This is a genomic window from Humibacter antri, from assembly GCF_054777235.1.
The window spans coordinates 151895-174579 of sequence record NZ_BAAHAW010000021.1; the positions used below are offsets into that span (position 1 = coordinate 151895).

The 22685-nt window shown below is 66.8% G+C and carries 20 protein-coding genes; 5 read left to right on the forward strand and 15 right to left on the reverse strand.

All coding sequences use genetic code 11. The features are described 5' to 3' along the window. Window positions 1-28 precede the first annotated feature (28 nt). Complete coding sequence (locus ACYVDK_RS09860) at window positions 29-1141, forward strand: aminotransferase class V-fold PLP-dependent enzyme (protein ID WP_460521174.1); 1113 nt, start codon at window positions 29-31, stop codon at window positions 1139-1141. Here ACYVDK_RS09860 and ACYVDK_RS09865 read toward each other — a convergent pair. The 5 genes from ACYVDK_RS09865 to ACYVDK_RS09885 all read right to left on the reverse strand — a co-directional run bounded on the left by ACYVDK_RS09865 (window position 1104) and on the right by ACYVDK_RS09885 (window position 6563). Continuing rightward, the gene (locus ACYVDK_RS09865; protein ID WP_460521176.1) at window positions 1104-1592 is read right to left on the reverse strand and encodes a hypothetical protein; all 489 of its coding nucleotides are present in this window, start codon (window positions 1590-1592) and stop codon (window positions 1104-1106) included. The two genes, ACYVDK_RS09860 and ACYVDK_RS09865, sit on opposite strands and share 38 nt — an antisense overlap. 285 nt (window positions 1593-1877) lie before the next feature. Further along, a complete protein-coding gene (locus ACYVDK_RS09870; RefSeq protein ID WP_460521178.1) occupies window positions 1878-2651 on the reverse strand; it encodes a fumarylacetoacetate hydrolase family protein in 774 nt (257 codons plus the stop codon). A gap of 8 nt (window positions 2652-2659) precedes the next feature. After that, entirely contained in the window at window positions 2660-3781 is a 1122-nt protein-coding gene (locus ACYVDK_RS09875; protein ID WP_460521180.1) for a branched-chain amino acid transaminase, read from the reverse strand. Between the two features lie 104 nt (window positions 3782-3885). Beyond that, a complete protein-coding gene (locus ACYVDK_RS09880) occupies window positions 3886-4935 on the reverse strand; it encodes a 3-isopropylmalate dehydrogenase (protein WP_460521182.1) in 1050 nt (349 codons plus the stop codon). Window positions 4936-5027: 92 nt separating this feature from the next. After that, complete coding sequence (locus ACYVDK_RS09885; RefSeq protein WP_460521184.1) at window positions 5028-6563, reverse strand: MFS transporter; 1536 nt, start codon at window positions 6561-6563, stop codon at window positions 5028-5030. A 104-nt stretch (window positions 6564-6667) separates the two neighbouring features. Here ACYVDK_RS09885 and ACYVDK_RS09890 point away from each other — a divergent pair, with 104 nt between their 5' ends. After that, window positions 6668-7204 carry a TetR/AcrR family transcriptional regulator gene (locus tag ACYVDK_RS09890; protein WP_460521186.1) on the forward strand — a complete coding sequence of 179 codons (537 nt, stop codon included), beginning with the start codon at window positions 6668-6670 and terminating at the stop codon, window positions 7202-7204. Between the two features lie 54 nt (window positions 7205-7258). Continuing rightward, complete coding sequence (locus ACYVDK_RS09895; protein WP_460521187.1) at window positions 7259-7507, forward strand: DUF6458 family protein; 249 nt, start codon at window positions 7259-7261, stop codon at window positions 7505-7507. Window positions 7508-7524: 17 nt separating this feature from the next. On the opposite strand, the gene ACYVDK_RS09900 is transcribed toward ACYVDK_RS09895, so the two are convergent. Together ACYVDK_RS09900 and serA are read right to left on the reverse strand one after the other, a co-directional pair. Next, window positions 7525-8331, reverse strand: a complete 807-nt coding sequence (locus ACYVDK_RS09900; RefSeq protein ID WP_460521189.1) for a PhzF family phenazine biosynthesis protein — start codon at window positions 8329-8331, stop codon at window positions 7525-7527. A gap of 39 nt (window positions 8332-8370) precedes the next feature. Beyond that, entirely contained in the window at window positions 8371-9966 is a 1596-nt protein-coding gene (serA, locus tag ACYVDK_RS09905) for a Rossmann-fold NAD(P)-binding domain-containing protein (protein WP_460521191.1), read from the reverse strand. A 221-nt stretch (window positions 9967-10187) separates the two neighbouring features. Here serA and ACYVDK_RS09910 point away from each other — a divergent pair, with 221 nt between their 5' ends. Continuing rightward, window positions 10188-11066, forward strand: a complete 879-nt coding sequence (locus tag ACYVDK_RS09910; RefSeq protein WP_460521193.1) for an NAD-dependent epimerase/dehydratase family protein — start codon at window positions 10188-10190, stop codon at window positions 11064-11066. Between the two features lie 15 nt (window positions 11067-11081). Here ACYVDK_RS09910 and ACYVDK_RS09915 read toward each other — a convergent pair whose 3' ends face one another. From ACYVDK_RS09915 to otsA, 8 genes are all read right to left on the reverse strand, one after another. Further along, the gene (locus tag ACYVDK_RS09915; protein WP_460521195.1) at window positions 11082-11837 is read right to left on the reverse strand and encodes a copper homeostasis protein CutC; all 756 of its coding nucleotides are present in this window, start codon (window positions 11835-11837) and stop codon (window positions 11082-11084) included. Window positions 11838-11878: 41 nt separating this feature from the next. Next, window positions 11879-13789, reverse strand: a complete 1911-nt coding sequence (locus ACYVDK_RS09920; protein ID WP_460521197.1) for a 5'-nucleotidase C-terminal domain-containing protein — start codon at window positions 13787-13789, stop codon at window positions 11879-11881. A 765-nt stretch (window positions 13790-14554) separates the two neighbouring features. Next, window positions 14555-15583, reverse strand: a complete 1029-nt coding sequence (ilvC, locus tag ACYVDK_RS09925; protein ID WP_460521199.1) for an NADP-dependent ketol-acid reductoisomerase — start codon at window positions 15581-15583, stop codon at window positions 14555-14557. Between the two features lie 104 nt (window positions 15584-15687). Then, window positions 15688-16197 carry an acetolactate synthase small subunit gene (gene ilvN, locus ACYVDK_RS09930; protein ID WP_170024247.1) on the reverse strand — a complete coding sequence of 170 codons (510 nt, stop codon included), beginning with the start codon at window positions 16195-16197 and terminating at the stop codon, window positions 15688-15690. Between the two features lie 3 nt (window positions 16198-16200). After that, window positions 16201-18021, reverse strand: a complete 1821-nt coding sequence (locus ACYVDK_RS09935; RefSeq protein ID WP_460521201.1) for an acetolactate synthase large subunit — start codon at window positions 18019-18021, stop codon at window positions 16201-16203. A 54-nt stretch (window positions 18022-18075) separates the two neighbouring features. Then, window positions 18076-19770, reverse strand: a complete 1695-nt coding sequence (gene ilvD / locus ACYVDK_RS09940) for a dihydroxy-acid dehydratase (protein WP_460521203.1) — start codon at window positions 19768-19770, stop codon at window positions 18076-18078. A gap of 10 nt (window positions 19771-19780) precedes the next feature. Continuing rightward, window positions 19781-20560, reverse strand: coding sequence for a trehalose-phosphatase (gene otsB / locus ACYVDK_RS09945; RefSeq protein ID WP_460521205.1), 780 nt, complete (start codon window positions 20558-20560; stop codon window positions 19781-19783). Beyond that, window positions 20557-22194: an alpha,alpha-trehalose-phosphate synthase (UDP-forming) gene (gene otsA, locus ACYVDK_RS09950; RefSeq protein WP_460521207.1), complete on the reverse strand. Its 1638-nt coding sequence runs from the start codon at window positions 22192-22194 to the stop codon at window positions 20557-20559. Before otsA ends, otsB begins: the two co-directional genes overlap by 4 nt. Window positions 22195-22388: 194 nt before the next feature. Between otsA and ACYVDK_RS09955 the strand changes: the two genes are divergently transcribed. Next, entirely contained in the window at window positions 22389-22586 is a 198-nt protein-coding gene (locus ACYVDK_RS09955) for a hypothetical protein (RefSeq protein ID WP_460521209.1), read from the forward strand. Window positions 22587-22685 lie beyond the last annotated feature (99 nt).

Sequence of the window (22685 nt, forward strand, 5' to 3'; positions counted from 1 at the left end):
ATGACTTCGCATCGCTCAGGCTCGAAGCATGCTTGAACACTTCCGCTCCGAGTTCGATGGTGCAGGCGCCGGATACCTGGCCGCGTGCACCGGAGGCCTGCCAACGGGCGGTTCGATGAACGCGCTCCGCCGCGACCTCGACCTCTGGCGCGCCGGCGCCGCGAGCCCAGCCCACTATGACGAGTCGGTGGTGCGCTCACGAGCCGCTTTCGCACGTCTGGCCGGCATCGATGTCGAACGCGTGGCCATCGGCTCGCAGAGCTCGGTCTTCGCCGGGATGATCGCGGCATCCGTTCCCGACGACGCCGAGGTGCTCTGCGTCGACGGCGACTTCAGCTCTGTCGTGTTCCCGTTCCTGCAGCATGAGCGCAGGGGCGTGCGGGTACGTCACGTTCCCCTCTCCGCTCTGGCCGATGCCGTTTCCGACCACACCTGGCTGGTCGTCTACTCCCTCGTGCAGTCCGCGACGGGCGAGATCGCGGATGCCACAAGCATCCGCTCCGCCGCCTCTCGCGTCGGCGCGCGTGTGCTGTGCGACACTACGCAGGCCGCCGGCTGGCTTCCGCTTGCACCGGAGACCGCAGATGCCACGATCTGCCACGCCTACAAGTGGCTGTGCTCGCCGCGCGGCGTCTGCTTCTTCACAGTGACGCCTCAATTCGCAGACGAGCTGGTCCCGTTGCATGCCGGGTGGTACGCGGGTGAGAACCCGTGGACCTCCTGCTACGGGCCCTCCGCTCCCCTGGCCGCCTCGGCCCGGCGGTTCGACGTATCACCGGCTTGGCAGGCCATGGCGGGCGCGGCGCCCGCCCTCGAGTTGTATGCCGGTGCGGACATCCGCGCAATCCGTGACCACGACGTCGAACTCGCGGATGCCTTCGCCGAGGGTCTCGGACTGCCGGGTCGCGGCAGCGCCATCGTCACCTGGAAGGACGCGGACGGCGACGATCTGCGCGCGCTCACCGAGGCGGGCATCGTGGCGTCGGGCCGGGCCGGTCGGGCGCGCGTTGCGTTCCACGTGTGGAACGACGAGATCGATGTCGACATGGCCCTCCGCGCGCTGCGCCGAACCCACCGCGAGCCCGACACGGCCTTGGCCGGAGTCAGCGCTGGATCTCGACGAGAAGCACCCACGCGTTGAGCATCGAGCTCACGAGCACTGCCACGATCGCCGCAGCGAGCAACGCCACAGCCAGGGTGCTTTCCGCGATCATGAAGGCGCCTCCGAGCACCGCCAGCCCCACCGGCACGATGCAGAGAGCGCCGATGAAGGCGATCGACGACCCGGAGCGGTGATACGACGAATCGACGGCCATCCGCCGAACCATCACCAGTGGCGGAGCGAGACCGATGAGACTGGCAACCAGGATCTCGATGCCGAGAACGGTATCGGGCTGGTGCGGGATGAGCGCAAGCACCGCGATGACGAGGATCAGCACCATCGAGCTCACCGTCGTCGCTGCCCGCGACGGCAGCGAAGGCGACGCCAGGATCTCCTTGATCGTGACGCTGATCGCCACGATGATGAGGCCGGCCAGCGCGGCGGACGCTCCAGCTATTGCGACGAAGAACTCGCCCCAGCCTTCGGTCATGGCGGCAGTCTAGGGGTTTCGACAAGCTCAACCCACGGGAGAACTCAACCCACGGGAGAAGTGAACCCACGGGAGAACTCAACCCACGGGAGAAGTGAACCCACAGGAGAGCTCAACCCACGGAAGAGCTCAACACACGGGAGAGCTCAACCCACGGAGGACAGCCCGGCCCACGGGGGGCAGCCGACCCGACGGGACTGCCGAGTCCATAAGACAGCCCGGCCCACGGGACAGCTGAACCCGCGGAAGGCCGAACCCACGCGACGACGCCGCTCAGGATGGTGCTCAGCCCTTCGCGCGCACCGGGTTCGAGAGCGTACCGATGCCGCTCACCGTGACGTCGACACGGTCGCCCGCCGTCAGTGGGCCGACGCCTGCCGGGGTGCCAGTCATGATCACGTCGCCGGGCAGCAGTGTCCACACGCTCGACGCATAGGCGACGAGCTCCGGAATGCCGTGCATCAGGTCGGCGATGCGGCCGGACTGCCGCACCTCATCGTTCACCCGCGTCTCGATCGTGGCCGATGCCGCGTCGAACTCCGTCTCGATCACGGGCCCGAGCGGGCAGAACGTGTCGAACCCCTTGCCGCGCGCCCACTGGCCGTCTTTGCGTTGCAGGTCGCGTGCCGTGACATCGTTGCCGACCGTGTAACCGAAGACGTAGTCGAGCGCGTTCTGCGCCGAGACATCCTTCGCGATCCTGCCGACCACCACGACGAGTTCGCCCTCGTGCTCGACGCGTTCGGACTGCGGCGGCAGCACGATCGCGTCGTCCGGGCCGATCACCGCCGTGTTCGGCTTGAGGAACATGAGCGGCTCGGCCGGCGCCTCTGACCCCATCTCCTCCGCGTGCTCACGGTAGTTGCGTCCGATCGCCACGACCTTCGAGCGCGGGAGCACGGGCGCCAGCAGTGTGGCATCCGCCAGCTTCACCCGCTCCCCCGTCGTGTCGTAGCCGGTGTACATCGGGTCGCCGGTGAGCACGACCCACTCCCGCTCTTCCTCGTCGAGGATGCCGAACGAGAGTGTGCCCGCGTGGTTGAAGCGTGCGATCTTCACGCCGGGTCTCAGCCGTTCACCCGGGTGAGCCAGCCGTGCCGGTCCTCGATACGCCCATACTGGATGTCGGTCAGCTCCTGCCGCAGCGACATCGACAGCTCGGACGACTCGGCGCCATCGTGGACGATCTCGAAGTCATCCGCGGCGAGCCGCCCGATCGGAACGAGCACCGCAGCGGTGCCGCATGCGAACGCTCCGACGATCTCCCCGGACGCAGCACCGGCGCGCCACTCGGTGATCGTCACCGGCCGCTGTTCGATGGCCAGACCACGATCCTCGGCCAGTTGCAGGATCGACTTCAGCGTGATCCCTTCGAGGATCGAATCGGACTCCGGAGTCACCAGCGAGCCGTCGCGGCGAACGAGAACTATGTTCATGCCGCCGAGCTCTTCGAGGTACTCACCGTCGAGGTAGAGCACCTGCTCGCAGCCCTTCGCGTACGCCTTCGCCTGCGGGAGAAGGCTCGACGCGTAATTGCCGCCCGTCTTCGCCGCGCCCGTGCCACCCTTGCCTGCGCGAGAGTAGTTCTGCGCAAGGGCGATGCTCACCGGCTGCACTCCATGGGCGAAGTACGCACCCGCGGGGCTCGCGATGAGGTAGTAAGCCACCTTGCGCGCGGCGCGTACACCGAGGAACGCCTCCTTGGCGAACATGAACGGCCGCAGGTAGAGGCTGGTCTCGGCCGCACCGGGCACCCATGAACCGTCGAGGGCGATGAGCCGGCTGATCGATTCGAGGAAGTACTCGGTCGGCAATTCCGGCAGAGCCAGGCGCCTGGCCGAACGCTGCATCCGCGCGGCATTCTGGTCCGAACGGAAGGTGTGGATCGAACCATCGGCATGGCGGTACGCCTTGAGCCCCTCGAAGACCTCTTGCGCGTAATGCAGCACGGCCGCGGCCGGATCGAGCTGGATCGCACCGTACGGGCTCACCCGCGGGCGGTGCCATCCGCCCTTCTCGGACCAGCAGATATCGACCATGTGGTCGGTGAAGTGCTGCCCGAAGCCCGGGTCGCCCAGAATCGCCTCCCGCTCGACGTCGGCGATCGGGGCCGGGTTCCGCGTGACCTGCCACAGCAAGCCGCCGTTGGATGCCGGCAGGTTCGTGATGTCGGTGAGCGGAATGGTCATCAGTGATCCCCTTCGAGGTCGGTCGACGCGTCGAGCATTACGCCGCGCGTCGAGAACAGATTACGTCAGCAGCCCGAGCGCATTGAGGGACGTGCCCAGGGCGTTCAGCCCGCCAGCGCAGCGGCGATCGCGTCGCCGATCTCCGACGTGCTCCGCTGTGTCGACCGCCCGGCGAGGTCGGCTGCCACGGCCGCGCGAACACGGCCTGCGGCATCCTCGTACCCGAGGTGGTCGAGCAAAAGAGCGACAGAGAGGATGGCTGCTGTGGGGTCTGCCTTGCCCTCTCCGGCGATGTCGGGTGCTGAGCCGTGCACCGGCTCGAACATGCTCGGAAACACGCCGTCCGGGTTGATGTTGCCGGATGCCGCGAGACCGATGCCGCCGCTGATCGCGGCCGCGAGATCGGTCAGGATGTCGCCGAAGAGGTTGTCCGTGACGATGACATCGAATCTAGCAGGATCGGTGACGAGGAAGATCGTCGCTGCGTCGACGTGCAGGTAGTCGACCGCGACATCCGGATGCTCGGCCGCCACCTCGTCGACGACGCGCTTCCACAGGCCGCCGGCATGCACCAGCACGTTGGTCTTGTGCACGAGCGTGAGCCGCTTGCGCCGCTTCTCGGCCTGCTCGAACGCGTAACGCACGACACGTTCGACGCCGAACGCGGTGTTCACCGACACCTCGTTGGCGATCTCGTTCGGCGTGCCGACCCGGATGGCGCCGCCGTTGCCGACGTACGGCCCCTCCGTGCCCTCGCGAACGACGACGAAGTCGACGTCACCGGGTGTGCTCAGCGGGCTCGTGACACCGGGAAGGATTGCCGCCGGCCGCAGGTTGACGTACTGGTCGAGTGCGAACCGCAGCTTCAGCAGCAGTCCCCGCTCGATGTTCGCCCCGACCAGCCTCTGGTCGCCGGGCCTGCCTCCGACAGCACCGAGCAGAATGGCGTCGTGTTCGGAGATCGCCTCGAGGTCGTCATCCGTCAGTACATCGCCGGTCGCGAGGTAGCGGGCAGCGCCCAGCTCGAAATAGGTCTTCTCGAAGACGACATCCGCCCGATCCACCACGGCGTCAAGCGCCTTGACCGCCTCGGCGACCACCTCGGGACCGATGCCGTCCCCGGGAATGACGGCGAGCCTGATGACGGATGACATGGCGCTCCTTGCGAAGTCGTGGGCGTTGTGCACCCCTGCTGGTCGGCCGATGCGCGTTCCGTGCGGGCGGGACGCCACCGTGGGATACCAGCCTATCGGCCCACTCGTTCGTGGCGGAGCGTGATGGCGGCCAGCACCGCAGCGGCGAGCACCAGCAGCGCACCGATCGCGGCGGTGACCGTCACGCCGCTGTCGAAGGCGGCTCCGGCAGATGCCATCAGCGCGGCTCCCTGGTCGGCCGGCAGTTGCCCTGCAACTGCCGCGGCCCCGCCGATCGTCTGACTGGCGGCATCAGCCTGATGTGCGGTGAGGCCATCGGGCAGCACGACGGATGCCCGGTAGAAGACCGTGATGATGGTGCCGAGGATGGCCGTTCCGAGCACGGCGCCGAGTTCGTACGCCGTCTCGGACACTGCTGAGGCTGCACCTGCTTTCTCGGCCGGCGCCGTCGCGATGATGAGCTCGTTCGACACCGTCTCCGCCGCGCCGATGCCGATGCCGAGTGCGATGAACGCGACGACGAACGCCGGCACCGTGAGGTGGTGGGCCATCACGGCGACGAAGCCGTACCCGAAGACCGAGAAGGCCAGCGCCGCCGGAATGACGATGCTCGGCCGCACCCGGCGCGCGATCGGTACCACCACCAGTCCCGCCACGATCATGACGATCAGACCCGGCACGAGCGTGAGGCCGGCCTGCACAGGGTCCTGTCCGAGCACGAGCTGGAGGTGCTGAGAGACGAAGAACAGCCCGCCGACCAGCGCGATCACGCTGAGCAGGTTCACGAGCACGGCACCGCTGAACGCCGGGCGTGAGAACAGCCGCATGTCGAGCATCGGATTCGAGCGCCGAAGTTGCCTGCGTACGAAGAGCCAACCGCATGCGAGTCCGACCAGAACAGCCAAGACACCCAGCACACCGATGCCCTCGGTGGCGAGCGACTTGATGCCGAAGACGAGCGGAGCCATCGCACCGAGCCCCAGAACGATACTCGGAACATCCACCGGGCCGGGGTTCGGGTCCCGGGACTCCGGCACGAGGATCGGCAGCAGCACCAGCAGCGGAACGAGCACGGGCACGGCAATGAGAAAGACGGAACCCCACCAGAAGTGTGCGAGCAGCAGGCCACCGAGAATGGGGCCGAGCGCGGACCCGGCAGCGAAACCCGCCGACCAGATCGCGATGGCGAGTCTGCGCTGGTCACGGTCGGTGAACACCGAGCGCAGCAGCGACAGCGTCGACGGCATGAGCATGGCGCCGAAGAAGCCGAGCAGGGCACGTGCCGCGATCAGCATCGCGGCGGTCGGAGCGAACGCCGCCAGCATCGACACGAGGACGAAGCCGATCGAGCCTATGAGCAGTAGCTTGCGGCGGCCGATGCGGTCGGCGAGCGACCCCATGGCCACCAGCAGGCCGGCGAGTACCAGCGGATAGATGTCGATGATCCACAGCAGCGCGACACCGCTCGGTTCCAGCGCCGTCGAGATGGCGGGGAGTGCGAAGTTGAGCACCGTGTTGTCGACCGAGACGAGCAGCACAGGCAGCATGAGCACGGCGAGCGCCACCCACTGGCGCGCCCCGGCGCGAGCGGGCACCTGACGAACTTCGATCAGCTCGGTGTCGGACATCTTGCGGCACTCCCTCCAGTAGACTATACCGTCCAGCCGGTACACTAACGGAGATGGCCGGGCGTTCGCTGGGCATCCGACAATGGAAACGTGAGGGAGGATCCATGAGCAGGCGGGAGAGCTCGCGTGAGCGCATACTCGATGCTTTCGAAGAGCTGCTCACCGAAGACGGTGAGCGGATCGCGACTCTCGATGCCGTGGCGGCCAAGGCGGGCGTCTCGAAGGGCGGGCTGCTGTACCACTTCGCCTCGAAGGATGCCTTGGTCCAAGGTCTCCTCGAACGTCTGTCCGCACTCGTGGCCGACGACGTGCAGAGCATCCGCACCGCTCCAGAAGGTGCGATCGAGTACCTGCTGCGCACCTCCGTCGCCTCGGACTCGCCGCTGGAGCGCACGATCATGGCGTGCCTCGCCCTCGCACAGGGCGCGAACGAAGAGGTTCGCGCTGCGCTGCGCCAGATGCAGGATGCCTGGTTCGACGTGGTCGCGGAGGCGGTCGGAGATCCTGTACGTGCGCGCGTCATCTCGCTGGTGAGCGACGGCCTGTACTTCAACTCGGTGCTTCGTCAAGGAGACGAGGCAATCGATCAGCAGGAGCTCGACGAGGTGGTCGCGTTCGTCGCCCGCATGGCAAGGGGCTAGCTTGCTCGTGCTTGTCGCACGTAGGCTGGCCGAAACCGACGAAGGGGGCCTTTCGTGAGTCTCGGAGGCGGCATCTTTCTGATCGTGGTGGGCGCCATCCTGGCCTTCGCGATCAACGTCAACGTCAGCTGGATCGACCTGCATCTGGTCGGGTGGATCCTGCTCATCGCCGGAGTGGTCGTCTCGATCCTTGGAATCGTGCTGCTCACGCGCAAGCGCACGTCGAAGGTCACACGGAGCACCACTGTCGATCCGCGCTCAGGTCAGCAGATCGACACGACGCGGCGCGACGACCAGGGCTGAGTGGGACGCGAGCCCGGTCAGAGCCACACGACGCCCTCGAGCACCGTTCGGGTGCGACCGCCGATCCAGTATCTGCCATCCGAATGGCGCACGTGCACACGGCCCGATCGGCCGAGCACCGTTCCCTGCGATGCGACGTAGTTCTCGGGCGCACGACCTGATTCGATGAGCCACATCGCGAGTCCGGCGTTCAGACTCCCCGTCACCGGGTCTTCTGGCACCCCGAGCCCGGGCACGAATGCCCGCACTTCGAAGCGGATGTCCGAGCCATCCGGGTAGGGCGCGACGACTCCCACCTTCAGCTCACCCCTGACGGCGAAGTCCGGCTTCAACGCGAGCACCTGCTCCGGCGTGCGCAAGAGCACGGCGAGCCATCCTGGTCCGTTGTCGACCCACTGGCTCGACACGACGTCATCGGCCGCGATTCCGAGGGCCGCCACCACCTGGCGCACCGTGTCTGCATCGACCTCGCCATCGCGAGCAAGGGGCGGCGCCGCGAACGAGAGTGTGCTTCCGACCCGACTCAGCTCCACGAGTCCGACGCCGCACTGCTGCACGACCGTGCCGGTTCTCGCCGGCACGCCGCCTGCCTGCAACCACGCGTGCGCGCTGCCGAGTGTGGGATGCCCCGCGAACGGCAGCTCACCGCCCGGTGTGAAGATGCGCAGCCGGTAGTCGGCGGCCGGATCGGTCGGCGCCAACAGAAAGGTCGTCTCCGAGAGGTTCGTCCAGCGGGCGAACGCCGCCATCGTCTCCTCGGACAGGTCGTCGGCATCCACGACGACCGCGACCGGGTTGCCGCGGAGCGCCTCGGAACCGAACACATCGACCTGCGAACCGGCGCTCGTGCGACATGTGCCGGCCTACGATTCGGTGATGTCGATCGCCTGCATCACGTCGGCATCGATCGCGGCCCGAACGGTCTCGAGGATGCCGTCGGGAACCGGCGAGTCGACCGTCAGCACGCTGAGCGCCTTGCCGCCTGCCGTCGTGCGCGCGATCTGCATGCCGGCGATGTTGATGCCCGCATCGCCGAATTCACGACCGTACACTGCGACGATGCCGGGGCGGTCGTCGTACACCATGACGATGAGGTGCTCGGCGAGCGGCACCTCGACGTCGTAGCCGTCGATGCCGACGATCTTCTCGATCTGCTTCGGTCCGGTGAGCGTTCCCGATACTGAGACCTGCGACCCGTCGGCGAGCGCGCCGCGCAGGGTCAGCACATTGCGGTAGTCCTCGCTTGCGGCATCCGTCAGCAGGCGAACCTCGATGCCGCGCTGCTCGGCCAGGAGAGGCGCGTTCACATACGAGACGTTCTCGCTCACGATGTTCGTGAAGATGCCCTTCAGCGCGGCGAGCTTGAGCACGCTCACGTCGTAGTCGACGAGCTCACCACGGATCTCCACGTCGACACTCGTGATGGGGCTGTTCTTCGCCAGGCCGCTGAACACCTGCCCGAGCTTCTCGAGCAGCGGGATGCCCGGGCGCACGTAAGGATCGATCACCCCGCCCGCCACGTTCACCGCGTCGGGCACGAGCTCGCCGGAGAGCGCAAGGCGCACCGATCGCGCCACCGAGACGCCGGCCTTCTCCTGCGCCTCGGCCGTCGATGCGCCGAGGTGCGGCGTGACGACGACGTTGTCGAGCTTCAGCAGGGGCGATTCAAGCGGCGGCTCCGTGCTGAACACGTCGAGGCCCGCGCCGGCGATGGTGCCGCTGGTCAGTGCGCGGTAGAGGGCATCTTCATCGATGAGTCCGCCGCGTGCGACGTTGACGATGAAGGCGCTCTTCTTCATGAGCGCGAGCTGGTCGTCGCCGATCATGCCAGTGGTCTCCGGCGTCTTCGGCATGTGGATGGTGATGAAGTCCGCGCGCTGCAGCAACTCGTCGAGGCTCACCAGCTGCACGCCGAGCTGCTGCGCCCGTGCCGAGGTGACATAGGGGTCGTATGCGATGACCGACGTACCGAACGCCTGCAGACGAGCCGTGATCAGAGCCCCGATGCGCCCGAGGCCGATGATGCCGATGGTCTTCTCGTACAGCTCGGTGCCGGTGTACTTCGATCGCTTCCACTCCCCGGCGGTCAGCGACGCGTTGCCCGCAGGGATATACCGAGCGAGGGAGAGGATGTGCCCGATCGTCAGCTCGGCCGCCGAGATGATGTTCGACGTGGGCGCGTTGACCACCATCACGCCCGCTTCCGTGGCCGCCTTCAGGTCAACGTTGTCGAGGCCGACCCCGGCTCGCGCCACGACCTTCAGCTTCGGTGCATGGGAGACGGCTTCGGCATCGACCTTCGTCGCCGAGCGGATGAGCACGGCGTCGGCGTCGGCGAGAGCCTCCAGGAGTGCGGCGCGATCAGTGCCGTCGACCGAGCGGACATCGAAGTCGGACCCCAGGGCCTCGACGGTCGCGGGCGAGAGTTCTTCGGCGATCAGTACGACCGGCTTCGACACGGAAGGGACCCTTCGACGAGAGTGAGCGATTTCAGGTGGGGCGGACGCGCCCGCACGCCACGGTCATCGGGGCGCAAGTCACTCCAGATTAGCCGCCGTCGTGCACCGCCAAGCGCACATGAGCACTCACCGGGCGGCACGACACCGCGGAACGGCGCACACTCCTGCGCGGGAATCGGACCGGTGCGGACGCGCCCGCGCTCGTAGCCTTGCTGCGCAACATGACGAATTGTGAAGGGACCACGATGCGCATCCTCCTCGCCGGCGGCGCCGGCGCCATCGGACGACAACTCACACCGGCGCTCGTCGCAGCTGGGCACCAGGTGTGGGCCACGAGCCGCTCCGCCGTGAAGTCGAGTGCGATCGCTGCGATGGGAGGGCATCCGCTCGTGATGGATGTCTACGAACCGGCCTCGGTCGAGGCGGCGTTCGACGCCGCGCGGCCCGACGCGGTCATTCATCAGCTCACCGACCTCTCCGACTACGATCTGTCGGCGAACTCCCGCATCAGGATCGAGGGAACGCGAACACTCGTAGCCGCCGCAAAGCGGCACGGCACGCAGCGCATGGTGGCGCAGAGCATCAGCTGGGTCGTGGCGGACGGCGACACACCCGCGACCGAGAGCGAACCGTTCCGCGACGGGCTGATGCCCGGGGTCGCGGAGCTCGAGAGCGCCGTGCTCGGGATGCCGGCGGGCATCGTGCTGCGATTCGGCCAGTTCTACGGCCCGGGAACGTGGCGCAGCTCCCGCGCTGCGGGGTCGGCGGCCGAACTCGAACGCGCGTTGACTCCGATGGCTGAGATCGCCAGTTTCGTCCATGTCGGGGATGCGGCGATCGCGACCGTGGCCGCGCTCGGCTGGCCGCACGGCGTCGTCAACATCGTCGACGACGAGCCTGCGCGCGCTGAGGAGTGGATGCCCGTGCTCGCCGCTTCCCTCGGCACGACTCCTGCGCCGATTCCGACCGGCCTGCCGCACGGCCGTCCGGTCTCGAACGCGCTCGGGCGTGAGCTCGGCTGGACGCCACGATTCCCCTCTTGGCGCGAGGGCTTCATCGACCCGGATGGCGGTGTCGCGGTTGCTAGCAGGGAACTATAGCGACGCCGCGCCGCCTCAATCGGCCGGCGTCGCGAGCGACTGACGCGCCTGCATCACCGCGCGCACCGCGTCGGCGTCCGTCGCGTCGTATTCCGGATGTCCGCCGCCTGGCCCGCTGGCCTGGCCGGTGACGGTCATCCGCGCGGAGAGGTGAACTGCGTCCACGCCCGTCTCGGTGAGCATCGGCAGCTGGTCGGCCGTGACACCTCCGCCGGCCATGATCTGTACGACACCGGCCGCGCGTTCCACGAGCGAGCGCAGCATCGGCAGTCCGTCGATCGCGTGCGCGGCGGTGCCAGAGGTGAGGATGCGGCGCACGCCGACCGCGGCCAGCGCTTGCACCGCCGACGAGGCATCGCGCGCCACGTCGATGGCCCTGTGGTAGGTGACTGGCAGCGCACCTGCCGCGCTTACCAGTGCGGCCGTCGACGAGACATCCACGTTGCCGTGCTTGTCGATGAGACCCACCACGACGCCCCCGGCGCCGAGCTCCCTGGCCTGGCGGATGTCGCGCAGCATCACGTCGAGCTCGTCGACCGAGTAGAAGAACCCTCCGCTGCGCGGGCGGATCAGCACGTGCACGAAGCCGTCCCGTCCGCGCTCGCGGCTCAGCGCCGCCGCGCGCTCGATCAGGCCGGCGCTCGGGGTGAGCCCTCCCACCCCGAGCGCACTGCACAGTTCAACGCGATCGGCGCCCTCGTCGAGGGCGATGCGAACACCCTCGAGGTCTTGAACAGCGATCTCGATCTCGGGCGCGCCGGTGCGTGTCATGTGATCAGTATGGCCATCGGATGCCTCATCGCCGCCGACGATCAGAAGACCGGCGTCACGCCTCGCACCAGCCGCCAGTTCTCCACGTGGAACTGCGCAGGATCGATCGTGCCCTGAGCCGTGGCGTAGGCGACGATCGCCTCGCGGATGGCGACCTGCGCGTTGTACACGACCGGGGCATCCGCGATGTGCGGGAACCCGCCGCCACCTGACTGCCGGTAGTTGTTCACGGCGACCACGAACTGCTGCTCATCGGCCACCGGAGCGCCGTCGTACGCGAGCCCCGTGATGCGGGATCCTTCCGGCTGCGAGATGTCGATGTCGTAGACGATTCCGGAGAACTGGTCGTAGTTGTAGTCGGGCAGGTTGTGGTTGTTCGTCCACGACGCCGGGTCGACCGGCGCATCGGCGGCGACCTGCCGGTAATAGCGCGCCGAGTACTCCAGGTAGTCCTTGATCTGAGAGCCGGTCAGCACGGATCCGAGCAGTGTGTTGTCGTAGATGTAGAGCCCGGCGACATCCTTGATGGTCACGGATCCGGCGGGGAACGTTGCCGCCCGGTTGAAGGGCGCGGCAATCGACACGACCGGAAGCGAGGCGGAGGGGGTGCCCGCGATGGCCTCCGTGACCTTGGCCGTCTGCACCACGTTGATGTAGTCGAGGATCGCCGTGTCCTTCCAGCAGGCCTCGGCGGCCGACATGGTCTCGGTGGATGTCGCAACCGCCGTGTTCACGTATGCCACTACCGCGTCGTGCTCCGACTTCACCACCGCGACGAGCCTCGGGTCGTCGACGACCGTGTTCGTGTTGACGGTGATCGCCGACTTGGAGCTCACTCCCCAGCGCCCGCGCTCGAACTTCAGCGACAGATCGAAGACGCTCAGCCGCTCGCCCCAGCATTTCGGCTCGCTCATCACGACCTGCTCGCCCGTCGTCTTGTTCGTGACGAAGCGCTGCGGAACGTCGATGTGCGCGTGGCCGAACAGGATGGCGTCGACGCCGGGCACCTGCTCGGCGAGCATGGCTGCGGCGTTCTCCACCGGGATGTCGCCGCTGTACGACGACAGGCCGCTGTCGCCGGCGTGCACGCTCACCACCACGACGTCGGCTCCGTCCCTGCGCATGCGCGGCACCCAGCTCTTCGCCGTCTCGACGACGTCGAGCACATCGAGCTTGCCGCTGACGTTCGCCTTGTCCCAGATCACGATGCCTGGATTCGTAAGACCGAGCACGCCGACCCGCAGCGGCGGCATCCCTTTGAACTTCATGGTCTTGACGACGTACGGCTTGTACTTCGGGATCTTCGTGCCCGGGTGCACGGCGTTGGCCGCGAGGACCGGCGCGTGCATCTGCGAGATCCAGTGGTCGAGGAATTCCAGGCCGTAGTTGAATTCGTGGTTGCCGAGAACGACGGCGTCATAGCCGATCGCGTTCATCTGCAGGGCCATCGGGTGGACAGCACCGGTCTTCGTGGTGGGCTCGACAGTTGCGTAGTAGAAGCCGAGCGGTGTGCCCTGGATGATGTCGCCCGCATCGAACAGCAACGTGTGGTCGCGACCTCGGTCGGCCCTGATCTCGTTCACGACGCTCGACACCCTGGCCAGGCCGACCACGTCGTCTGCGGCGTCGCTGAACGGCCCGTCTTTGTAGTAGTCCCAGTTGATCGCGTTGCTGTGGATGTCGGATGTGCCCATGATCGTGATGGTCACGTCCTTGCCGGGTCCGCCGTGGCCCCCTTTGTCCGGCTGTGCCGCCTGTGCCGCGCCGGGCCAGCCGGCGGCGGCGAGAACACCAGCAGCGGACGCGCCGGCGATCAGACCGCGTCGGCTGATTCCGTGGCGGCGCGCTTCTGCGCGCTGTGCCTCGACGTCATCCGGCACGGCGCACGAGCACCAGCGCGGCGTGGGTTCGTTGTAGTGAGATGCCTCGTGGTCGTCCGTGGATTCGCTCATGGGACCCTATGCGACCACAGCCCCGACCCCCCGAACAAGGGACGATCAGGTGAACATCGCGTACTTGCTCGTCTGCGCGCAAACGACCGACACCGGGGCTCCCTACCGATAGGACCGAAACCGCCGGTCGAACCGAAACCACCGGTTGAGCATGTCGAAACCGCCGGTCGAGCCGAACCCGCCGGTTGAGCTTGTCGAAACCGCTGGTCGAGCCGAACCCGCTGGTTGAGCTTGTCGAAACCAAGGCCCCGCCCGGCGTGGCGGTTTCGACAAGCTCAACCGGCGGTGGGAAGCTCAACCGGCGGTACGAAGCTCAACCGGCGGTACGAAGCTCAACCGGCGGTAGGAGGCTCGACCGGCGATCGGAACTCCAGCCGGCCGTTGCGTGTCGGCAAGCTAACTCGCCATCCACACGGTGTCGACCAAAGGTCGACGCCCATAAGCACAGTCGCCTACGACTATGTGAAAGGCGAAGCACGAGCGTCAGCGAGCTACTTCGCCATCCACACAGTGTCGACCAAAGGTCGACGCCCATAAGCACAGTCGCCTACGACTATGTGAATGGCGAAGCACGAGCGTCAGCAAGCTACTTCGCCATCCACACGGTGTCGACCAAAGGTCGGCACCCATAAGCACAGTCGCCTACGACTATGTGAATGGCGAAGCACGAGCGTCAGCAAGCTACTTCGCCATCCACACGGTGTCGACCAAAGGTCGGCACCCATAAGCACAGTCGCCTACGATGTGAATGGCGAAGTACGAGCGTCAGCGAGCTACTTCGCCATCCACATAGTCGTCGTCGTCCGACGAATTCCACGCGAACAGCTTGCGGAGCTCGCGCCCGGTGGACTCGATCGGGTGGTCCTCGCCCTCCTTGCGGAGCCGGAGGAACTCGGGGGCACCGGCGTCCTGGTCGCCGATGAAGCGCTCGGCGAACGCTCCCGACTGGATGTCAGCGAGGATGCCCTTCATTCGCTCCTTCGTGCCGTCGTCGATCACGCGTGGCCCGGAGACGTAGTCGCCGTACTCGGCGGTGTCGGAGACGCTCCAGCGCATCTTGGAGATGCCACCCTCCCAGATGAGGTCCACGATGAGCTTCATCTCGTGGAGCACCTCGAAGTACGCGATCTCCGGCTGGTAGCCGGCGGCGGTCAGCGTCTCGAAGCCCGCCTGGATCAGGTGCGACACACCACCGCAGAGCACCGCCTGCTCACCGAAGAGGTCGGTCTCGGTCTCTTCGGTGAACGTGGTCTTGATGCCGCCGGCGCGCAGGCCGCCGATGCCCTTCGCGTAGCTGAGCGCGAGCGCCCAGGCGTTGCCCGTCGCGTCGTTCTCGACGGCGACGATCACCGGAACGCCGCGGCCGGCCACGTACTCGCGGCGCACCGTGTGGCCCGGCCCCTTCGGGGCGACCATGACGACATCGACGCCCTCGGGCGCCTTGATGTAGCCGAAGCGGATGTTGAAGCCGTGCCCGAAGACCAGCGCCTTGCCGTCGCTGATGTTCGGGGCGACGTCGTTCGCGTACAGGTGGCGCTGCACCTGGTCGGGCGCGAGGATGACGATGACGTCGGCCCATGCCGTGCCCTCTGCGGGTGCGACCACCTGGAAGCCTGCCTCCTGCGCACGCTGCGTGGACTTCGAGCCCTCCTGCAGCCCGATGCGCACCTCGACGCCCGAGTCGCGCAAGTTCTGTGCGTGGGCGTGACCCTGCGACCCGTAGCCGATCACGAGCACCTTCTTGCCCTGGATGATCGTCAGGTCGGCGTCGTTGTCGTAATAGATCTCAGCCATGGATGTTTCTTCTCCTTGTGAATCGTCCCCTGAACTTGTCGAAGGGTCCGTTGGTGTGGTGCTCCCGGCCTTTCGACAGGCTCAAGGCGCGGTGAGTGAGTACGTCAATTCTTGAAGACACGGTCGGTGATCGATTTGGAGCCGCGGCCGATCGCGAGAAGTCCGGACTGCGCCATCTCCTTGATGCCGTACGGCTCGAGCACCCGCAGCAGCGCTTCCGTCTTGCCGGTGTCGCCGGTGACCTCGATCACGAGGGCGTCGGTGGCCACGTCGACGACGCGGGCGCGGAACAGGTTCACCGCTTCCAGCACCTGCGACCGCGTGGTGTGGTCGACACGCACCTTGATGAGCAGGTGTTCGCGCTGCACCGACTGATCGGGGTCGAGTTCGACGATCTTGATCACATTGATCAGCTTGTTCAGCTGCTTGGTGACCTGCTCGAGCGGGGCATCCTCCACGTCCACCACCACAGTGATGCGTGACAGGCCGGGCACCTCGCTGACGCCCACCGCGAGTGAGGAGATGTTGAAGCCGCGCCGCGAGAACAGTCCGGCGACCCGCGTGAGCAGACCCGCCTTGTCTTCGACGAGCAACGACAGCACGTGCGTCGACATGGCCTACTCCTCTCCCCAGGTCGGTGCGTGATCTTTCGCGTACTGCACGTTCGAGTTGCTGACCCCCTGCGGCACCATCGGCCACACCATGGCGTCACGGCTCACGATGAAGTCGATGACGACCGGCCGATCGTTCGTCTCCAGCGCCAGCCTGATCGCGTCGTCGATCTCCTCTTCCTTAGTGACCCGGATGCCCAAGGCCCCGTACGCCTCGGCGAGTTTGAGAAAGTCGGGGATCATTCGCGTCTCGTGCCCCGTGTCGAGATCGGTGAACGAATGACGCCCGCCGTAGAACAGCGTCTGCCACTGCCGCACCATGCCGAGCGACGAGTTGTTGATGATCGCGACCTTGATCGGGATGTCGTTGATCGTGCAGGTGGCGAGCTCCTGATTGGTCATCTGGAAGCATCCGTCGCCGTCGATCGCCCACACCACCCGGTCGGGCTGAGACACCTTCGCGCCCATCGCGGCGGGCACCGCGTAGCCCATCGTTCCCGCGCCTCCCGAGTTGAGGAAGGCGTTCGGGCGCTCGTACTTGATGAACTGCGCCGTCCACATCTGGTGCTGCCCGACGCCCGCGACGTAGACGCCTTCCGGGCCGGTGAGCTCGCCGATGCGCTGGATGACGCCTTCCGGCGCCAGGAGACCGTCGCTGGTGGGCGCGTAGCCGAGCGGGAACTGCGTGCGCAGCCCGTCGAGCTTGGCCCACCAGTCGCTCAGGTCGGACTTGCCGACGGCGGCGACCTCGTGCTCGTAGGCGGAGGTCAGGTCGGCGATGACGTCCTTGGCATCGCCGACGATCGGTACGTCGGCGTGCCGGATCTTGGAGATCTCGGCCGGGTCGACGTCGACGTGCACGATCTTGGCGTGCGGGGCGAATTCCGACACCTTGCCCGTCACGCGGTCGTCGAACCGGGCGCCGAGCGAGACGATGAGGTCGGCATCCTGAAGCGCGAGCACAGCCGCCACCGTTCCATGCATGCCTGGCATGCCGAGGTGCTGCCGGTTCGAATCCGGAAAGGCACCCCTGGCCATCAGCGTGGTCACGACCGGAGCACCGGTCGCCTCGGCCAGCACCGCCAGCTCACCGGATGCCTGGGCCCGCACGACACCGCCGCCCACGTAGAGCACCGGCCGGCGCGCTTCTGCAAGAAGACGTGCGGCCGCGTGAACCTGCTTGCCGTGCGCCTTGGTCACCGGACGGTAGCCGGGCAGGTCGACCACGGGCGGCCAGGAGAACTCCATCAGGTTCTGCTGGGCGTCCTTCGTGATATCCACGAGCACCGGCCCCGGTCGCCCGGTCGAGGCGATGTGGTAGGCCGCTGCGACCGTGGCGGGAATGTCGTCGGCACGCCTGACCAGGAACGAGTGCTTGGTGATCGGCATGGTGATGCCGACGATGTCGGCTTCTTGGAAGGCATCCGTTCCCATCGAGGTGGAGAACACCTGACCGGTGATGAACAGAGTGGGAACGGAGTCCATGTGCGCGTCGGCGATGGCCGTGACCAGGTTGGTCGCTCCGGGTCCGGACGTCGCGATCGCGACGCCGACTCCGCGGCCGGCACTCGCGTAGCCTTCGGCGGCATGGCCTGCGCCCTGCTCGTGGCGCACCAGGATGTGCCTGATGGCATCCTGCGCCATGAGCTCGTCGTAGAACGGGATGACGGCGCCGCCCGGGATGCCGAAGACATCCTTGACGCCGAGGTGGGCGAGCGACCGCAGAATGGCGGCCGATCCAGTGATGAGATCTGGTTTCTCCGAGGAACCGTCGGTCCCGGCAGCACGCGCTGCCGGAGTCGGCACGGCTCGAGGTTCCGTTGTCATGGGGGACGACTTCCTTGAGATGCGTCGAATGGGAACTGTACGAGAACGCGAGAGCTACCCCGTGATCGCGCCCTCGGCGGCCGAGTGAACGAGCTTGGAGTACTTCGCGAGAACGCCACGGGTATAGCGCGGAGGAAGGGGCGCCCAGCCTTCACGGCGGGCGGCCAGCTCGGACTCGTCGACAAGTAGGTCGAGGGAGCGAGCCGCGATATCGACCCGTATCAGATCACCATCGCGCACGAAGGCTATGGGACCACCGTCCACTGCTTCGGGTGCTATGTGGCCGATGCACAGACCGGTTGTGCCGCCTGAGAATCGACCGTCTGTCAAGAGTAGTACATCTTTTCCGAGCCCTGCGCCCTTGATGGCGGCGGTGATCGCGAGCATCTCGCGCATTCCTGGGCCGCCCTTCGGGCCCTCGTAGCGGATCACCACGACGTCTCCGTGGTCGATCGCACCGTTGGTCAGAGCGTCCATGGCCTCACGCTCGCGCTCGAACACACGAGCGGGTCCCTCGAACACCGTCGCGTCGAATCCGGCGGTCTTCACGACCGCGCCGTCGGGCGCGAACGTGCCCTTGAGAATGGTCAGTCCACCAGTGGGATGCAGCGGGTTCTCGAGCGTGTGCAGCACCTCGCCGTCCAGTGGCGCGGGATCGAGTTCCGCGAGGTTCTCGGCGATGGTCTTGCCGGTCACCGTGATGCAGTCGCCGTGCAACAGGCCGGCGTCCAGCAGTGCCTTCATGAGCACCGGGATGCCTCCGTGCCGGTCCACGTCGTTCATCACGTACTTGCCGAACGGCTTCATGTCGGCGATATGAGGCACCCGGTCGCCGACGCGGTTGAAGTCGTCGAGCGTGAGCTCCACCTCAGCCTCACGGGCGATGGCGAGCAGGTGCAGCACGACGTTGGTGGAGCCTCCGAGCGCCATGGCGACCGTGATGGCGTTCTCGAACGCCTCTTTGGTGAGGATGTCGCGCGCCGTCAACCCGAGACGCAGCATGTTCACGACGGCCTCGCCTGAGCGGTGCGCGTAATAGTCGCGCCTGCGGTCCGCGGAGGGCGGAGCGGCAGATCCCGGGTAGCTCATCCCGAGCGCCTCGGCGACCGAGGCCATGGTGTTGGCTGTGTACATGCCGCCGCACGCGCCCTCGCCAGGCGCGATCGCACACTCGATGCGCTTCAGATCGTCGAGACTCATCGTGCCCGCCTTGCAGGCGCCGACGGCCTCGAAGGAGTCGATGATCGTGACGTCTTTCTCTGTCCCGTCACTGAGCTTGACCCAGCCGGGGGCGATCGACCCCGCGTAAAGGAAGACGGAAGCCAGGTCGAGCCGCGCCGCCGCCATCAGCATGCCGGGGATCGACTTGTCGCATCCCGCCAGCAGCACGGACCCGTCGAGTCGCTCGGCCATCATGACCGTCTCTACGGAGTCGCAGATGACCTCGCGGGAGACCAGTGAGAAGTGCATGCCCTCGTGGCCCATCGAGATGCCGTCAGAGACCGAGACGGTGCCGAACTCGAGTGGATAGCCGCCTCCGGAGTGCACGCCCTCCTTCGCCGCCTGCGCGAGGCGGTCGAGCGAGAGGTTGCACGGCGTGATCTCGTTCCAGGAACTGGCGATGCCGATCTGCGGTTTGTCCCAGTCCTCATCGCCCATACCGACCGCTCGAAGCATTCCACGGCTGGTGGTGGCTTCGATCCCGTCGGTGACCACGCGACTGCGCGGTTTCATGTCGATCTCTGGCATGAAGTCGAGTTTAGGGCCGTGCAGGGTGGCCGCGCAGAGCCGCAAGGAGTGCCAGCACGGCGGCCACTGCGTCCGGGTCCGCGACCCGGTGACCCGCCTTCGTCATTCCCCGGCCGACCTTGACGCCGACGTCGCCAGGGTGGAGCGCCGCGAATGCGTCTTCGTCGGTGACGTCGTCGCCCGCGTAGAGCACGGCGGTCGCCCGAACATGCTCCCGGAGCCGCTCGACGCCGTCACCTTTTGTCGCGTCGCGCACCGCGAACTCGAGGATGTCCTTGCCCGCCCGTTCCAGGAATCCGCCCCCGAGCGACACCACGGCCTCCCTCGCCGCGTCATCGGCCGCTCTCGCCCGCTCGGCCGGCACACCTCGGGTATGCAGGCCGAGGCCGACGGGCTTGCGTTCCAGCTTGGATCCGGGCGTCGCAGAGACGATGCGTCCAAGCTTGGCGGCGAGCGCCTCCAGCTTCGCGCGTTCCTCGTCGGTGAGCCCGACATCGACCGCTCCGCCGGCCAGGCGAACCTCCACGCCGTGGGAGGCGATCAGCAGCGCCTCGTCGTCGGCCTCGGTCACCCGAGCCAGTCCGGCGAGCGGGCGACCGGAGACGAATGCCACCCAGGTGTCTGGCATCCGTTCCAGAGCGTCGATGGCTATCCGCGCCTCGGGCGACACACGCGATTGCGCTGGATCATCGACGAGCGGGCTGACCGTGCCGTCGAAGTCCAGGGCGACCAAGAGGCGCTGTGTCTCCGCGAGCCGGCGGATCGCACGCCCCAGCCGATCGTCGATCATCGGTCGGTGTTCTCCTGTGCCTGTTCCGCTCGACGGTCGTGCGGGTGCTCTCCGGCACGACTCCTGGCCTGCCCGTGGGTGTCGGTGGCCATCTGCGGCAGCTGCGCGATCTCGTACGAGCCGTAGTCGTCTTCGTTGGTCACATGCGTCAGCGCGTCGAAGAAGGTCGCCGACCAGCGCTGCACGTCGTAGGCGAGAACACGTTTGCGCAATATGCGCATGCGGCGGGCGCGCTCGCGCTTCGGCATCTCGATCGCGCGGATCATCGCATCCTTCAGCCCGTCGATGTCGTGCGGGTTCACCAGGAGTGCCTGCTTCATCTCGTCGGATGCCCCGGTGAACTCGCTCAGCACGAGCACACCGTCATTGTCGATGCGACTCGCGACATACTCCTTGGCCACCAGATTCATGCCGTCGCGCAGCGCGGTGACCAGCATGACGTCGGCAGCGAGATAGAGCGCGACCATCTCCTCGCGCGGATAGCCCTGGTGCAGGTAGCTGATAGCCGTGTGACTGATCGTGGAGTAGTCGCCGTTGATGCGGCTGACGGTGAGCTCCACCTCATCGCGCAGCAGTTTGTATGTCTCCACCCGTTCGCGCGAAGGGCTCGCCACCTGCACGAGAGTGACATCCTCGACGTCGATCGAACGGTCGCGCAGGAGTTCGCCGTACGCCTTCAGCCGATGCCCGATGCCCTTCGTGTAGTCCAGACGGTCGACGCCGAGCATGATCGTGCCCGGATTGCCCAGCTCCTCGCGGATCTGAAGCGCTCGCGCCTGAATGTCCGGCCTCGATGCGAGATCCCGGTAACGCTCCGCGTCGATCGAGATCGGGAACTGCTTCGCGAGCACTGTGCGAACACGGGTGCCACGCCGATTCGTCTTCACGTGCCGGTGCCCGACGCCCTCATCGTCGTGCAGCGGCACCTCGATGACCGATCCACGGGTCTCGTAGCCCAGCAGTCGGCGCACGGCACGGGCGAAGTTGCCGGCGTCGGCCAAACGCTGGAATCCGATCACATCGGCGCCGAGCAGGCCCTCGACGACCTGCTTGCGCCACGGGAGCTGGGCGTAGATGCCGTACGGCGGGAACGGGATGTGGTCGAAGAATCCGATGACCAGGTCGGGACGGGCGTCGCGCAGCATCTTCGGCACGAGCTGCAGCTGGTAATCGTGCACCCACACGACGGCGCCGGGCGCGGCCACCGCGAGCGCGGCATCCGCGAACCGGCGGTTGACCCGCACGTACGCCTCCCACCACTCGCGGTGGAAGCTGGGAGGCGCGATGACATCGTGATACAGCGGCCACAGAGTGTCGTTCGAGAAACCCTCGTAGTAGTACTCGACGTCCTGGGCACTCAGTGCAACGGGCTTGATGTCGATCCCGTCGGCCTCGAACGGCTCGAACTCGGCGTCGGGTATGCCCACCCAGCCGATCCACACGCCATCCTCGCGCTTCATCATCGGCTCGAGCGCGGCGACGAGCCCTCCGGGCGAAGGACGCCAGACCGCGTCCTCGCCCTCCCCGGAGACGTGGTCCACCGGGAGTCGGTTCGAGACGATCACGAGGTCGAAGGTGCGAGACCGCTTGCCGGGCCCAGAACCGCGCTTGGGCCTCGGCGACCGTTTCGCCACTGCTTCCCCGTCACCGGACTCGGACTCGTCGTGAGCGGACGTCGGAAGAATGAGCGCCTCCTGAATGAAAGCCTGGTCGGCGTGAAGAACGTTACCAGGAGGGCAGGGAACACGCCGGAGACCCGAAGGTCGTTGACAGTGCGCACGGCGGCACGCTAGGCCGGAGTAGTCGGCCGACGAGGTGAGGGGATTCGATGCGCAAGTACCTGTTGAACTGGGGAGTCGTGAGCACGGCGCTGGGGGTCGTCTCCGTCATTCAGACCACACGCAACGGACCGCGCGACTGGCGGGTTCTGCTGGCCTGGGCGAGCTGGGGGCTCTCGCTCGCAGTGGTGATCACGAGCGTGCACGACCACTCGAAAGAGCTCACGAGTCGAAGGCCGCCGAGGTGAGGGCGACGCGAATCTGCTTGCGTCACCGAGCCGGTGAGCCACTGAACGGCATGACCGCGACAGCGATAGTTCAGCGGCCGATGGCTCGCGCTGCCGCAC